Genomic DNA, 14586 nt, shown 5'->3' with positions numbered 1-14586 from the left:
ATTTGCAACGAAAAACTGTCATAAATAGAAATAAAATATTTTATAAGACGAATATTTCGTAATTTTGTACTGATTTAATTAGAGAAACCGTGATAGATACATTAACTATAAAAACCACAAAAGCTGGTCATTCCAGACTGGCTGAAACAGATTACACTGACTTGCCTTTTGGAAAAGTTTTTACAGACCATATGTTCGTGGCTGACTACGAAGACGGTGAGTGGAAGAATTTTGAAATCCTTCCTTACGGCCCTATTCCAATGAGCCCGGCTATTTCTGCGTTACACTATGGACAGGCAATTTTTGAAGGTTTGAAAGCTTACAAGCAAGCCGATGGCAGTGTAAGTGTATTCAGAGCTGATAAGAACTTTGCACGTTTCAATAAATCCGCTGTCCGCATGGCGATGGCAACTATTCCTGAAGAAGTATTTATGCAGGGTATTGCTGCATTACTTGATATTGATAAAGCATGGGTTCCGTCTGAAGAGAATTATTCTTTATACCTGAGACCTGTAATGTTTGCCACAGACCCTGTTTTAGGCGTCAGACCATCATCAACTTATAAGTTTGTGATCCTTGCTAATCCAAGTGCCCCTTATTACAGCAAACCGCTGAAAGTTAAAATTGAAACACATTATACCCGTTCTGCGGATGGTGGTGTAGGTGCTGCAAAAACAGCAGGTAACTATTCAAGAGCAATGCTTCCGACAGTTGAAGCCCAGGCAGAAGGTTTTGACCAGCTGATCTGGACAGACGCTAAAGAACACAAGTATCTGGAAGAATCTGGTGCTGCCAACCTGATGTTTGTCATCAATGGTAAAATTGTAACTCCCGAAGTACGTGAAACCATTCTGGATGGGGTAACAAGAGATACAATTATCCTGCTGGCAAAAAGCATGGGTATTGAAGTAGAGGAAAGAAGGGTAATGATACAGGAAGTTCTGGAGAACATTGAAAACGGTACATTAACAGAAGCTTTTGCTGTAGGTACTGCTGCTACGGTTACACAAATCAGCGAGATCACTTATGAGGGTAAAAAATATAACCTGACAGATCCTGCTACACGTACCGTTTCTATTGCAATCGCTAAAAAATTAAATGATATCCGCTATGGCGTTACAGCTGATGAATTTGGCTGGAACCGGGCAATTTAATTCAAAATAAACCAAAGAGATTGTTTAGCATTACAGGCTAAAAAATTTCGAAATAAAAATGGGGATGTTCATCGTTTATGAGCATCCCTTTTTTTATATTTATGGAAATGGTCCCATTTGTACATCATGTTAGCGTAAATTAGAATACACATACAATGAAACATCTATTAAAAAATTTCAGTACAAAATTAATTCTGACCATTGCCTTTATAGCAGGACTCTCCAGTTATACCAAAGCAGAGGATATCCAGATGGTGATCAAAGAAGAACGCGCAAACTGCACAGGTATGGGGCCGCAAACCTGCTACCTGGTCAAATACAGAACCAGTAAAGACTGGGAATTTTTCTATGGCGGGATAACAGGTTTCAGCTATAAACCAGGTTATCGCTACACACTTTTAGTTACCCGTACCAAAAGAACAAATGTTCCTGCTGACGCTTCTATGTACCTGTACAAACTAAAAAGGGTAATCAAACAACAAAAAATATCTCAGGGTAGTGGAACACAGCAGAACACCGCTGAGGCCAACTTTGTATTTAACCATAAATGGAACCTCATCCAGCTGAATGGAATTACACAGGACCAGTCCCCTGCCTACCTGATTTTCCATAGAGAAGATCAGCGGTTTAATGGCTCAGCTGGCTGTAACAACATTTTTGGTGCTTATGAATTCAGTAAAGGTGCAATCACTTTTAAACAGATCGGCAGTACTATGATGGCTTGTTCTGAAGAAAAAATGAGATTGGAAAACGATTTGGTAAATATGCTGAACGATAGAACATTCAGATATGACATTGCCGATCAGACTTTAAATCTTTACCAGGGCAATAAGCTGGTCGTGATGTTTGGCATGTCCGATCTGGAAACCGGCCCTGTAACAGAACCGTCTAAAGAATAACGCAGACCCATCTAAAGAATAATTTCCTCCTGTAAGAATAACGCTCTCCCTTTAAAGAATTCCGGGGCCCGGCTGAAGATCTGTATTGCTAATGGTAACATCTGTTAAACAATACAAATAATGCGCATCAGCTTTATTATGTTTGCCCCTACTAAATTTTTAACATGAAGAATTCTTTACTATTTAGTCTGGCTGTCGGATTATCTATCAGTTTCAACCTGCAGGCACAGCAGCAAAGACTTAATTTTGAGCAAACACAGGGGCGCAGCTCCTCTCTGACCACTAATCTGAATAAAATTTATGGCTGGAGTGATGAAAACCATTTTGTAGAAAAAGGCGATAAAAATCAACTCTATACCATAGACATCAGCTCTGGTGCGCGTACAGCCTATACCCCACCGTCTAAAAGTAATGTAGAGGTGATGGTGATCGATAGCGACGTTTATATTCAATATGGCAAAGCCAAACCTAAACGTTTAACCAATAATCCGGATAAGGAGAAAAACCCTACACTTTCGCCAGATGGTAAATATGTTGCTTTTACCCGCAACAATGACCTGTACGCAGTCAATGTATTGACAGGTAAAGAGATCAGATATACGAATGACGGTACAGATGTCATTTACAATGGTTATTCTTCTTGGGTTTATTATGAAGAAATATTGGGCAGACCTACAGAATACAGGTCTTTCTGGTGGTCACCGGATAGCAAACATCTTGCTTTCATGCATTTCGATGATACAAAAGTGCCTGTAGTCCCCCTTAACGGATCAACCGGACAGCATGGATATGTAGAGAAAACACGTTACCCTAAAGCTGGAGATCCAAATCCGGAAGTAAAAATAGGATTTGTTCCGACAGCAGGCGGTGATATTGTATGGGCAGATTTCAACGAAAAAGACGATCAGTATTTCGGTATGCCATACTGGAGTTATGATGGCAGCAATATGATGGTACAATGGATGAACCGTGGACAGGACAACCTGAAATTCTATGTTGTTAAACCAGAAACCGGCGCTAAAAAAGAGATTTATGATGAAAAGCAACCTTCGTGGGTAGATCTTGACTTTGATGGCCGTATCACTTACCTTGAAGATAAAAAACATTATATCTTAAAAACCGATAGAACCGGATGGGCACATTATTACCTGTACACGCTCGATGGCAAATTGGTCAACCCTTTAACCAGTGGCAAATGGCAGGTAAAGGATCTCGTTAAAGTTGATGAGAAAAACAAAGTGGTTTATTTCACCGCCTTTAAAGAAGCTTCTACCAGAACCGATTTATATCGTGTAAACTATAATGGTAAAGATTTAAAGAGACTGACTTTTGGTGATTACACACACGAAGTAGAAATGTCCCCTTCGGGCAGTAAGTTTATCACAACTTACTCTAATGTATCTACTCCGCCTAAACGCACATTGGTAGACAACAACGGAAAGATCATTAAAGAAATTGCAGACAGTAAGTCAGCAGATTTCGCCAGCTATAAAATTGGAAAGACTGAGATGATTACTATTCCAACAGATGATGGTTATAATTTGCCGGCAGTAATTACCTATCCTGTTGATTTTGATGCCACCAAACAATATCCGGTAATCTTCAGTATTTATGGTGGCCCTAATGCCGGAACGGTAAAAAACACCTGGAAAAAAGCCGACCTGCAATGGTGGGCAAATGAAGGGATCATCCAGATTGAAGTCGATCACCGTGCCTCAGGTAAATTTGGTAAAGAAGGCGTAGCCCTGATGCACAGAAACCTTGGGAAATGGGAAATGAAAGACTATATCACTGCGGCGAAATGGCTAAAAGCAAAACCGTGGGTAAACAACAAAAAACTTCTGATCACTGGTCACAGTTACGGAGGTTATATGACAGCTATGGCCCTGACTTTTGGAGCAGATTACTTTGACTATGGTTATTCGGGCGCGCCGGTTACCAGCTGGGAGCTGTATGACACCGTGTATGCAGAACGTTTTATGGATACACCACAAGAAAACCCGGAAGGCTATAAAAATGCTTCTGTATTAACCTATACCCCTAAATACAAAGGTCTTTTACGTATTATGCACGGTGATATGGATGACAATGTTCACATGCAAAACACGATTCAGCTAATCAATAAATTAGAAGACGAAAACAAACACTTCGAACTGATGATTTACCCTGGTGGCAGACACAGCTGGAGACCGGCTAAAAGTAAACATGACTTTTCAGAACGCGCACGCTTCTATTATACGAACCTGCTTGATAAACCAGCTCCTGAGGAAGTATTAAAATAAAAGAGGTCTGATTCAGAATTATTCTGCAGTCACACTCAGGCGATTATCACTAAAGCCCGTATAAAAAAAGCATGTCCTTTAAAAGGGCATGCTTTTTTTATAACATCCAGAATTATTTCGGTAAACATATATTTATTTAACAAGAATTATAAATAGATTCGCAGCATATTCTCTTGTATATTTCTAAATTATAATTATGCGCTCTTCACTGTTTTTCACCGCATTGTTTACAATGTGTCTGAATGTAGCATTCTCTCAGCAACCGCTCAAAAACATCCATTCTAAAAAACTTGCCAATGGTCTGGAAATTCTGGTGATCCAGGACAGTACTGTCCCATTGGTCACACTCGAAATAGCCTGTAAAAATGGCTCCTGTACAGAGACAGACGAGTATAATGGATTGAGTCATCTTTATGAGCATTTATTTTTCAAAGCGAATAAAGATTATCCCAATTATGATAGTTTCAACGCAAGGATAAATGAGCTGGATATTCATGCCAATGCGACAACGCGCGAAGAAGTTGTCAATTATTTTTTCACCCTTCCTGCTGAAAAATTTAAGCAGGGTATGAAATTCATGAATTCTGCGATCCGGTTTCCAAGATTTGCCAAAGCAGATATGAAGAATGAAAATGAGATTGTGAACGCTGAATTTACAAGACATGAGTCTTCTCCCATATTTGCATTGATAGAGGCTAATTCCAGGCATATGTGGGGAGAAAATTATTCCCGTAAAAACGTGATTGGCCGTCATGAGGTAATTTTATCGGCCACGCCGGCAAAAATGGATTCCATTAAGAACAAATATTACTGGCCGGATAACTCTGTTCTGGTTATTGCGGGCGATATAAATGTTGAAGAAGCCTTTCAGCAGGCAGAAAACATTTTCGGCAGCTGGAAAAGCCTGGGTGCAGATCCCTTTCAAAAATGGCCTGTTCCTGAGTTCAAGCCACTCAGGGCCAATGACTATTATATTGTCGAATCACAGCACAGTCAGAACCCATATTTACTATTTAGCTGGCATGGGCCTGATACCAGGGGGGATATTCCGGGAACCTATGCTGCTGACGTCTTCTCACTCATCGTGAATCAGAACGGATCAAAAATGAAGAAGGCGCTCATCAATTCTGGCCTCGCACAAACTGCAGATGTTAATTATTATACACAGAAGTATACCGGTCCGATCAGCTTTATGGTTAGTCCGAACCCGGACAAGATTGAAGCTTGTTATCAGGAAGTGCTGCGGCAGATTTCGCTTTGGGATCGGGAAGATTATTTATCAGATGCCCAGATTGAAAGAGCTAAACGTTTACTTTCTATCAAGCAGATAAGAGAAAGAGAAGTAACCTCAGATTACTCACATCTGTTATCCTTTTGGTGGGCATCAGCCTCTGTAGACTATTACTTACATTACGAAGAAAACCTGAATAAGATCACCCGAAAAGATCTGGTTGATTACATCAGGAAATACATCAGGGATAAACCTTATTGCGCTGGAATGATGCTCAACAGCGAAAGTGTAAGTAAAGTTAAACCTCAGGAATTCTTCCATTCAAAATAATCAGGCATTTTTATGAAACGTTCTCTATTAATAACACTTTTATCTTTCTTTATCATCCCGCTTCATGCACAGAATAAGGCCCGGCTATTTGAGGTCAACGGGCTTAAAGTAATTTTCAGGCCTACACAAAAAGAAACCCTGAGCATAAGTATGTACTACAGGGGCGGGGTAATGAACTATGCTCCAGAGCAGGCCGGGATAGAGTATCTGGCCCTTGCGGCAGCATCTTCCTGTGGAACAAAAAATTATAGTGCCCATGATTATCATGAACTGGCAGATGAGTATGGGATTGAGATCAAAGGAGATGCAGAAAAAGACTACGGAACAATCAGTATGAATTGTACAGACAAGTATTTCGACCAGGGGTGGAAACTATTTGCTGATGCTGTCATCAACCCTATATTTGACCCTGTAGATTTCCAAAAGCTTAAAGCCAAAGCTATCTCTTCGATCCATGCGAAGGAATCCGATCCTGAAGAGAGGATGGAACAACTTTCAGCTGCTGCCATGTTTTACGGCACTCCCTATGCTACAGACCCAATGGGTACAGTAGAGAGCATTGGCCGGCAGACAGCAGACAGTACAAGCATTTATTACCATAACAAGCTGCTGAACAAGAAAAACATGTTCCTGGTTGTTGCAGGAAGAATAACCAAAGAAGAGCTGGAAAAGAAGATTACAGCATCATTTGCAGCTATCAGGGAATACCCATACACACCAATCACCTACAATCAAACTGAATTAAAGGGCGAAAAAATCTTAACGGAGTCACGCTCCCTTGCAACAAACTATATGAACTGCATCCTAAATGCACCTACCCTGAACAGTCCCGATTACTATGCCTTTTTATTGGGAGTAGATGCCCTTAGCGGGAGCCTTCATTATGAGCTGCGAACAAAACAGGGCCTTTCTTATTCTGCTGGTGCGACCATACAAATGCAGCAAATACCTTACACCTCTATTTTCGTGAGTACTACACAGCCTGCTAAAGCCCATACAGGTATAACCACAGTATATCGTAGCCTGCGTATCAATGGCATCAATAACCCTGATTTCTTAGAAGTTATAAAAAAGTCTCACCGCAGCAGCTACTACAGACACCAGGAAAGCTCCACTGCTATAGTCCGTGACCTGGGAAGAGCAGAAGTATTTGGGGATTACAAATTAGAAGAATATAAAATTGTCAGCATCAACAGGGTAACCCTTCAGCAAATAAATGCAGCCCTCAGTAAATACCTTAAAGGGGCCATCTGGATTTACCTGGGTGATGAAGAGGTGGCGCAATCAATCTTCAAAGTAGCAAAAAAAGACTCGGAGTAAAACAAAAGGCTTCATCAAATAATTCAACTAAGGCACTATCAAGCAAATAACTAAGGCGCCATCAAATAATCCAACTAAGGCACTATCAAGTAAACAACTAACGCACCATCACATAACACATCAACCATGGTGTTGCACGAAAAAAAATAGTTTAGACCACATTCCGGCATAGCTGTTCCCCTCTTCAGGGGGACGAAGCCGGAATGTGGTCTAAACTATTTTTTTAATTGACGCCTCCTCCTTGCCTCTCTCCTCAACTCCCTATCCTTCTTCATTTTCTCAAACTTTGCAATCTGCCCATCAATTTCCGCCTGTTTCTCTGGCGTCAACCCAACCGTATACTTAATCCCCTGCAGCAGGGTCTTCCAGATAAAGCTAAAAAAAGAATTTGTCGGGTCTCTTTGAAAATATATAGCGGCAGAAACCATTTTCCCTTTCCCGTCAGGATTATCCGGTCTGATAACCAGAGAATTTGCCAGCATAGAAAACAATCCTAATTTAACCAATCTGTTTTTGCCCTCTACCTTTTTCAGCAAACCAATTGACAGATCATGATATTGAAAGCTCAGATCTCCACTCGCTTTAGCTTCATCAGCAATAACATTAAAACTCAACTTCTTAGCCACACCACTATTCACCTGTAACATCCCTAAAGGTTTAGTAATCCTGTTCAGCACTTTTCCATCCAGATTAGTCAGTTCACCCCGATAAGAAAAAGCACCATTCTTAGCATTCAGATCAAACTTAAAATTAACCATCAGTTTCCCCTGTCCCATCATATATGTATTCAGGTCTGCTATCATAAAAGGATTCTTCGCCTTCACCTTTTGTTCATTCGTCACATTCAAAATCGTTCCTGAGGTCTTTTCAAACGTGATCGTTCCTTTTTGCTTGCTATCTCCATCATATTCAGCATAGCTGATATCCACATCACTCAAATTCAACTTCTTTACCGTCAGTGGTGCTTTGACCAGCTGTAAAAGCTGATGCGGGAACTTACCCATCCGTACTACACCACGCGCAGGGAGGTCATTGTTATTAAATACCGATACATAACCATTGGCGATATTCATTTCATTGGCGGCTAACTCCTGTTTTTTTACATACAAAGGCAGATCAATACCATTCAGATTAATATCGCTCAGCTGAATATTAAAACGTTCTTTAGAGAACCCAACTTTACGTCCGAAATCCATCTCAGAATATCTTGGAACCACACCGAATTTTTTAATATTCAATCTCCCTGTAGATGCAGCAAAAGAAAGTTCATTCAGCTGGACATAATATAAACTATCGGGCGTTGCGAACTGATAATCATTTAAATCAATCAGCACATCTTTTAACAAATAAATGCGGGATGGATCTGTCGCTGACTTTTCATCAATCAGCCAGTCTTTAAGTGTAATATCCAGTTTATTGACAGAATCAACCTCTGGTATAGCGTCATTCTTATTGACATATTTGAAGCTCACATCTTTCAGGTTGATCTGATCGACACTTACCTCTTTCAGAAATTTAGAGATATATTCAAAAGGTGATTTATTTGGTCTTGGAGGTCTGTTTTCATTAAAATCAAACTGTTTATTGATCATTACAACTTTGGGGTGTTCAAATAAAAGCTGGCCGACATTCAGCTTTTTGTCCCTGTAAATCCTCCATGGATGAAAATTCCGGATGGTCAGTTTATTCAGGCTTACTTCATAAATATTATTCGGTGCGCGCTTCAGGGTAATCAGCTTATTGAAAATATTGGTATCAGGAATAATCTTTACATCACTGACAGAAGCATTTCCCAGCAGGAAATTAGTATTTACCCTGGTAAACTCAATACGATATAAACTATCTGTGGCATTCAGCACCAGATCTTTTAATTCTTTTGTAATAACGGGCCTTAGTTTCACACTAAGATACCAGGACATCGCATCTGCTGCGACAAACAGCAGAAACATGACTCCGGCAACCCACTTAAATACCGTAAATGCTTTTCGGGTTTTTCCAATCATGCCTAACCTGAGAATAAAATTATAGCCTGTTTAAATTTCGGACAGACTCTTCCAATATACGTTTTTTAACCATGCTATAAAACAAAATCATTTTCCTTTTTCTTTGCTCTGCTGCTTCCTTTCAGCTGTTTTCTCCTTACGTTCCTTCATTTTGCGGACAACTTCTGTTCTGCCTTTTTCAGGACTCTGCATCGGGATTATTCCTAAACCAACCGTTTCACGCATACCGACAAAAACACTTTTCCATAACAAGTTGAAAAAAGAGGCACCAGCAGGACGCTCAAAATGAATTTTAGCTGTTCGCAATGCACCTCCTTTAGAAGGGTTTGCATCTTTAATAATCAATGTATTGGCCAGGAAAGAAAGTAACCCTTTCTTTTTAGCTGGCTTCCCATCTTCCCCCTCTTTAAGCAGCTTCACTTTCAGATCAGTATAATGCAGGTGCATAATTCCATCAGAACCTTTTTCGTTCGCAGCGACCTGAAAATCTATTTTCTGTATGTTTCCTGTTTCAATCTCTACCATTCCCAGTGGTTTGGCCAGCGGGTTTAATTTGACCATATCCAGTTTCCCGATATTGCCTTTGAAAGTAAATGCACCAATTTTAGAAGACAGGTTAAAATTAATCAGGATATGCAGCTGTGCAGCCTTAATTAACAAGGCATTCAGATCTGCCACAGCATAATGATTTTTAACGAGAGATAAGGAATCATTCGTCACATTCAACACATTTCCATTCAAATGATCAATATTCACTGTTCCGCGTTGCTGCGCTATTGGATTATACTCTGTATAAGCAACATTCACCTTTTTTAACCTGAGTGTATCGATTGTAACCGGCAAAGACAATCGCTGTAATGCCATATGCGGGAAATTGTTCCCTTTATTTGCATGGCCGGGGGGCATTTCCCGGTTCATAAAGACTTTAGCTTCTGTATCCTCAATTTTCAAACTCTGTGCATGGATTATACCATCAGTATTAAATTTCATAAAGTCAAGTCCTTTGAAGCTGATCTGTCCAAAGACCAGGTCGTAACGATCTTTCTGAGTCTTTAGTTTCCTGCTAAAAGCAAGGTCAGGGTACATCGGGATTACTTTAAATCCTTTAACACGAATTATTTTGCCTGTTGCAGATCCGGTAACGGTATCAGCTTTCATCGTATAAAGCTTATCTTTTGATAAGGAATGATATCCTGCAAGTTCAAAGGAAACATCTTTAGTATAATAAAATCTTGTGGTATCATCTTCCGCATGCGCATCCAGTCTGAAATCCCTGATCTGCAGGTTAAGATGTTTTACCGAGTTAAGCAAACGGCCGGTTGCCCCATCAATATAATCAAAATCGGCATCTGCAATCTTAATTCCCCTGATATGAACGGACGCCAGTGTTTTTGAGATCCGCTCATAAAGACTGCGTTCATCTTTAACCGTATCCGGCTTTTTATAAACCTTATTATAGATCATGTTGATCGAAGGATTTTCAAGAATGATATCATTCATATCTATCTCTTTTTGAAAATAGACTTTAAATATCCCTATCCGGCGCAGCCTTAACCGGGCCAGTTTAACCTGAAATAAGTGTGTTGGTGCAGTCCCGATTTTCTTTCTTGCATTAAAAACAGCGGTATCAGGAGCGAGTAAAATACTGTCGGCGGTCAGACTGCCCGAAAGCAAATTCAAATGAAGATCCTTAAAATCAATTCGATACAAATGTTCCGATCCTTTATAAACGACTTCTTTAATCTTCTTTGTAAGTATCGGCTTCCAGCTCAGACTGAGGTAAAGAGCAGCACCGCCAACAATGACAGCCAGGGTGATAACCACTGCAGCTATCCATTTCCATATCTTTTTATTCCCTGATCTTTTGTCTGTCATATTTATATCTTTTCCTTAAGATTACAATCAGGACTATATAATGTTTTCGATATTTGAAACGGGTAAGACCCGGTTATATGTTTACAGGGGGTAATAATTTAGCCTGCCCCTCCTATTTAAATTCTGCCAATTTGTCATTTATAAATTAAATTTAGTATTTTTGTCCCCTTAAGAATGTTACCATTTATGATCGATTTACAGCTAACAGACAAAACACATGATGAAGGGCGCCAGGGTGAAGCTCTGATTGTTGATGCCCCAAAACTGCTTAATGCCAGAAAGCTATATATTGAAAGTTATGGTTGCCAGATGAACTTCGCTGATAGTGAAATCGTTGCTTCAATCCTATTAGATCAGGGTTTTGAAACTACAGGTAATTATCAGGAAGCAGATGCAATATTTATCAATACCTGCTCAATCAGGGAAAATGCAGAACAGCGTGTCCGTAACCGGTTATCACAGTTTGGTATAGAAAAACGTAAAAATCCTAAACTAATTGTCGGGGTTTTAGGCTGCATGGCTGAACGTTTGAAATCTAAATTCCTTGAAGAAGAGAAATTGGTAGATATGGTTGTAGGACCTGATGCTTACCGTGATTTGCCACAGCTGATAGAACAGGTGGGTGAAGGTCAGAAAGCTATTAATGTTTTATTATCAAGAGAAGAGACTTATGCAGATATCAGCCCTGTCCGTTTAAATGGAAACGGCATTACTGCTTTCATTTCCATTATGCGTGGTTGTGATAATATGTGCTCTTTCTGCGTAGTCCCTTTTACAAGGGGACGTGAACGCAGCCGTGATCCGCATTCTATTCTGGCCGAAGCGCAGGACCTGCATGACCGCGGTTATAAAGAGGTGACTTTGCTTGGACAGAATGTTGACTCTTACAAATGGAAAGGTAAGGAAGAAGCAGAAGATGGAGCAGAGATCATGGTTAACTTTGCCCAGTTATTGGAAAAAGTAGCTTTGATAAGTCCTGAACTGCGTGTACGTTTCTCTACTTCTCATCCTAAAGATATTACAGACGAAGTATTATATACCATTAAAAAGTATGATAACATCTGTAACAATATCCACTTGCCTGTACAATCGGGCAATACAAGGATATTGGAACTGATGAACCGTACTTATACACGTGAATGGTACATCAACCGGATAGATGCGATCAGAAATATTATTCCTGATTGCGCAATTTCTACAGATATTATTGCAGGTTTCTGCACAGAAACTGAAGAAGAGCATCAGGAAACATTGAGCATGATGGATTATGTACGCTATGATTTCGCTTTCTGTTTCAGTTATTCTGAAAGACCAGGCACAATGGCAGCAAGAAAACTGGAAGATGATATTCCCGAAGACGTGAAAAAACGCCGTTTACAGGAAATTCTGTTAAAACAACAGGCCACTTCTCATTACAGATTAGAAAAGTCTGTAGGAAAGACCGTTAGGATTCTGGTAGAAGGTTTCTCTAAAAAATCTGACAAAGATCTTTGTGGCAGAAATGACCAGAATGCAATGATTGTATTCCCTGCAGTAGAAAATGTTAGACCAGGGCAATATGTAAACGTCATTATTGAACGTTGTACATCAGCAACATTACTGGGCAGAATTACAGATTAGAAGAAAATACATCCTGGTGAACCAGTTAAAAGACAATTTTATACTGATGAATATTTAAATATAAATTATTTTGGACGTACAAGATATTAAAAACCGATTTGGTATTATTGGTGGTTCCCCACTTTTAAACCGTGCTATTGATATTGCCAGACAAGTAGCACCAACGGATATGTCGGTATTAATTACTGGGGAAAGTGGTAGTGGAAAGGAAGTCTTTTCACACATTATCCATCAGATGAGCACCCGTAAACATGGTGCTTTTATTGCCGTAAACTGTGGTGCAATTCCGGAAGGCACAATAGATTCAGAATTGTTCGGACATGAGAAAGGCTCTTTTACAGGTGCACATGAAGCCCGTAAAGGATATTTTGAGGTTGCGAATGGAGGTACAATCTTTTTAGATGAGGTTGCAGAACTGCCTTTAGGCACGCAGGCACGTTTATTAAGGATATTAGAAAGCGGCGAATACTTACGTGTAGGTTCTTCTAAAGTACAGAAGACTGATGTCCGTATTATTGCAGCAACAAACGTAGATGTATACAACAGGGTAAAATCTGGTAAGTTCCGTGAGGATTTATATTATCGTTTGAACACTGTCCCTTTGCGTATCCCTGCTTTACATGAACGTAAGGAAGATATCTTCCTGCTGTTCAGAAAGTTTTCGGCCGATTTCAGTGATAAATACCGCAGTCCGGGTATCCACCTGGAACCGGATGCGATACAAATGCTGAGTAATTACAGCTGGCCTGGAAACGTAAGACAGCTTAAAAATATTGCAGAGCAGATTTGTGTCCTGGAGAAAGACCGCAATGTAACAGCTGGTGCTTTATTGAATTATATTCCGAATGAAGGCGGCAGCAATTTGCCGGTGGCTTTAAATGGAAATAATAAAGAAGATTTTTCTGAAAGAGATATCCTTTATAAAGTCCTTTTCGATATGAAAAAGGATATGATGGATCTTAAAAAACTGGTTGCTGAGATTATTCAGAGTGGTGGAAATACTTCACATATTATGGAAGAGAACCCGCATTATATCAATCAGCTTTACCAGGAAGTAGATCAGACGGTCAACAATGAATCTACTTTCACCATTAAAAAGTCTCCGCAAAACACACCTGTCGATTATAACTACACGCATGACGCAGAAGAGGTGGAAGAATCACTTTCTCTGATTGACAAGGAGTCTGACCTGATTAAAAAAGCACTTAAAAAGCATAAAGGCAAACGTAAATTTGCAGCCCAGGAACTGGGGATTTCAGAACGTACATTGTATAGAAAAATCAAGGAACTAAATTTAAATTAGTGATGAAACAATCTACACCGATAAAAAAAATATGTTTACTGCTTTTGCTTCCCGCAGTCACTTTGTTGAACTCCTGTTCAGTAAAATTAAACGGAGCTTCGATTCCGGCAGAGATGAAAACAGTGACCGTAGCCTATTTTGAGAATAATGCCCCATTGGTTATTCCAACATTAAGTGCCGATTTTACTGAGGCATTAAAACTGCGTATCCGGAATCAGACACGCCTGGCTGTTACCCAAAATAACGCTGATGCAATTTTTGAAGGTAGAATTACGGGTTACGATATCAAGCCAGTCGCCCTGCAAAACAACAATGCACCAACCGCAGGTGCAAACAGACTGACGATCAGGGTAAGTGTAAAATACACAAACAACCTGAGCCCTAAGCAAAGTTTTGAAGAGTCGTTTGAAAAATTCAGAGAGTTCAATATGGGGTCACAGAGTTTAGAGTCGGTTCAGAACCAGTTAAACAAGGACATCATCGCTCAACTTAGTGAGGATATATTCAACCGGGCTTTTGCGCAATGGTAATGTGCCGGAAGAAACGGATGTAAAACAATTATTATACTC

At 39.9% G+C, this 14586-nt stretch carries 10 protein-coding genes; 8 read left to right on the top strand and 2 right to left on the bottom strand.

From position 1 onward, the window contains the following. The first annotated feature begins 89 nt into the window (after nt 1–89). The 5 genes from HDE68_RS08060 to HDE68_RS08040 all read left to right on the top strand — a co-directional run bounded on the left by HDE68_RS08060 (nt 90) and on the right by HDE68_RS08040 (nt 7216). Complete coding sequence (locus HDE68_RS08060; RefSeq protein ID WP_183880762.1) at nt 90–1154, top strand: branched-chain amino acid aminotransferase; 1065 nt, start codon at nt 90–92, stop codon at nt 1152–1154. 155 nt (nt 1155–1309) lie between these two features. Further along, nucleotides 1310–2053: a DUF4377 domain-containing protein gene (locus tag HDE68_RS08055; protein ID WP_183880760.1), complete on the top strand. Its 744-nt coding sequence runs from the start codon at nt 1310–1312 to the stop codon at nt 2051–2053. Between the two features lie 164 nt (nt 2054–2217). Next, complete coding sequence (locus HDE68_RS08050) at nt 2218–4335, top strand: DPP IV N-terminal domain-containing protein (RefSeq protein WP_183880758.1); 2118 nt, start codon at nt 2218–2220, stop codon at nt 4333–4335. Nucleotides 4336–4531: 196 nt separating this feature from the next. Continuing rightward, a complete protein-coding gene (locus HDE68_RS08045) occupies nt 4532–5896 on the top strand; it encodes a M16 family metallopeptidase (protein WP_183880756.1) in 1365 nt (454 codons plus the stop codon). A gap of 12 nt (nt 5897–5908) precedes the next feature. Next, on the top strand, nt 5909–7216 hold the full coding sequence (locus tag HDE68_RS08040; RefSeq protein ID WP_183880754.1) for a M16 family metallopeptidase: 1308 nt from the start codon (nt 5909–5911) through the stop codon (nt 7214–7216). 215 nt (nt 7217–7431) lie between these two features. Here the strand turns inward: HDE68_RS08040 and HDE68_RS08035 are convergent, their stop codons facing one another. Both HDE68_RS08035 and HDE68_RS08030 read right to left on the bottom strand, forming a co-directional pair. Then, nucleotides 7432–9219, bottom strand: a complete 1788-nt coding sequence (locus tag HDE68_RS08035) for a hypothetical protein (protein ID WP_183880752.1) — start codon at nt 9217–9219, stop codon at nt 7432–7434. A gap of 87 nt (nt 9220–9306) precedes the next feature. Next, complete coding sequence (locus tag HDE68_RS08030; RefSeq protein WP_183880750.1) at nt 9307–11094, bottom strand: hypothetical protein; 1788 nt, start codon at nt 11092–11094, stop codon at nt 9307–9309. Nucleotides 11095–11280: 186 nt separating this feature from the next. Here HDE68_RS08030 and miaB point away from each other — a divergent pair, with 186 nt between their 5' ends. From miaB to HDE68_RS08015, 3 genes are all read left to right on the top strand, one after another. Continuing rightward, complete coding sequence (miaB, locus tag HDE68_RS08025; protein ID WP_183880748.1) at nt 11281–12714, top strand: tRNA (N6-isopentenyl adenosine(37)-C2)-methylthiotransferase MiaB; 1434 nt, start codon at nt 11281–11283, stop codon at nt 12712–12714. Between the two features lie 70 nt (nt 12715–12784). Then, entirely contained in the window at nt 12785–14017 is a 1233-nt protein-coding gene (locus tag HDE68_RS08020; protein WP_183880746.1) for a sigma-54 interaction domain-containing protein, read from the top strand. 2 nt (nt 14018–14019) lie between these two features. Next, nucleotides 14020–14547, top strand: coding sequence for an LptE family protein (locus HDE68_RS08015; protein WP_183880744.1), 528 nt, complete (start codon nt 14020–14022; stop codon nt 14545–14547). Nucleotides 14548–14586 lie beyond the last annotated feature (39 nt).

The organism is Pedobacter cryoconitis (genome assembly GCF_014200605.1).
Classification (GTDB): domain Bacteria; phylum Bacteroidota; class Bacteroidia; order Sphingobacteriales; family Sphingobacteriaceae; genus Pedobacter; species Pedobacter cryoconitis_B.
The sequence above is the reverse complement of the archived record's forward strand: the minus strand, read 5'-3'. Positions and strand labels throughout refer to the sequence as shown.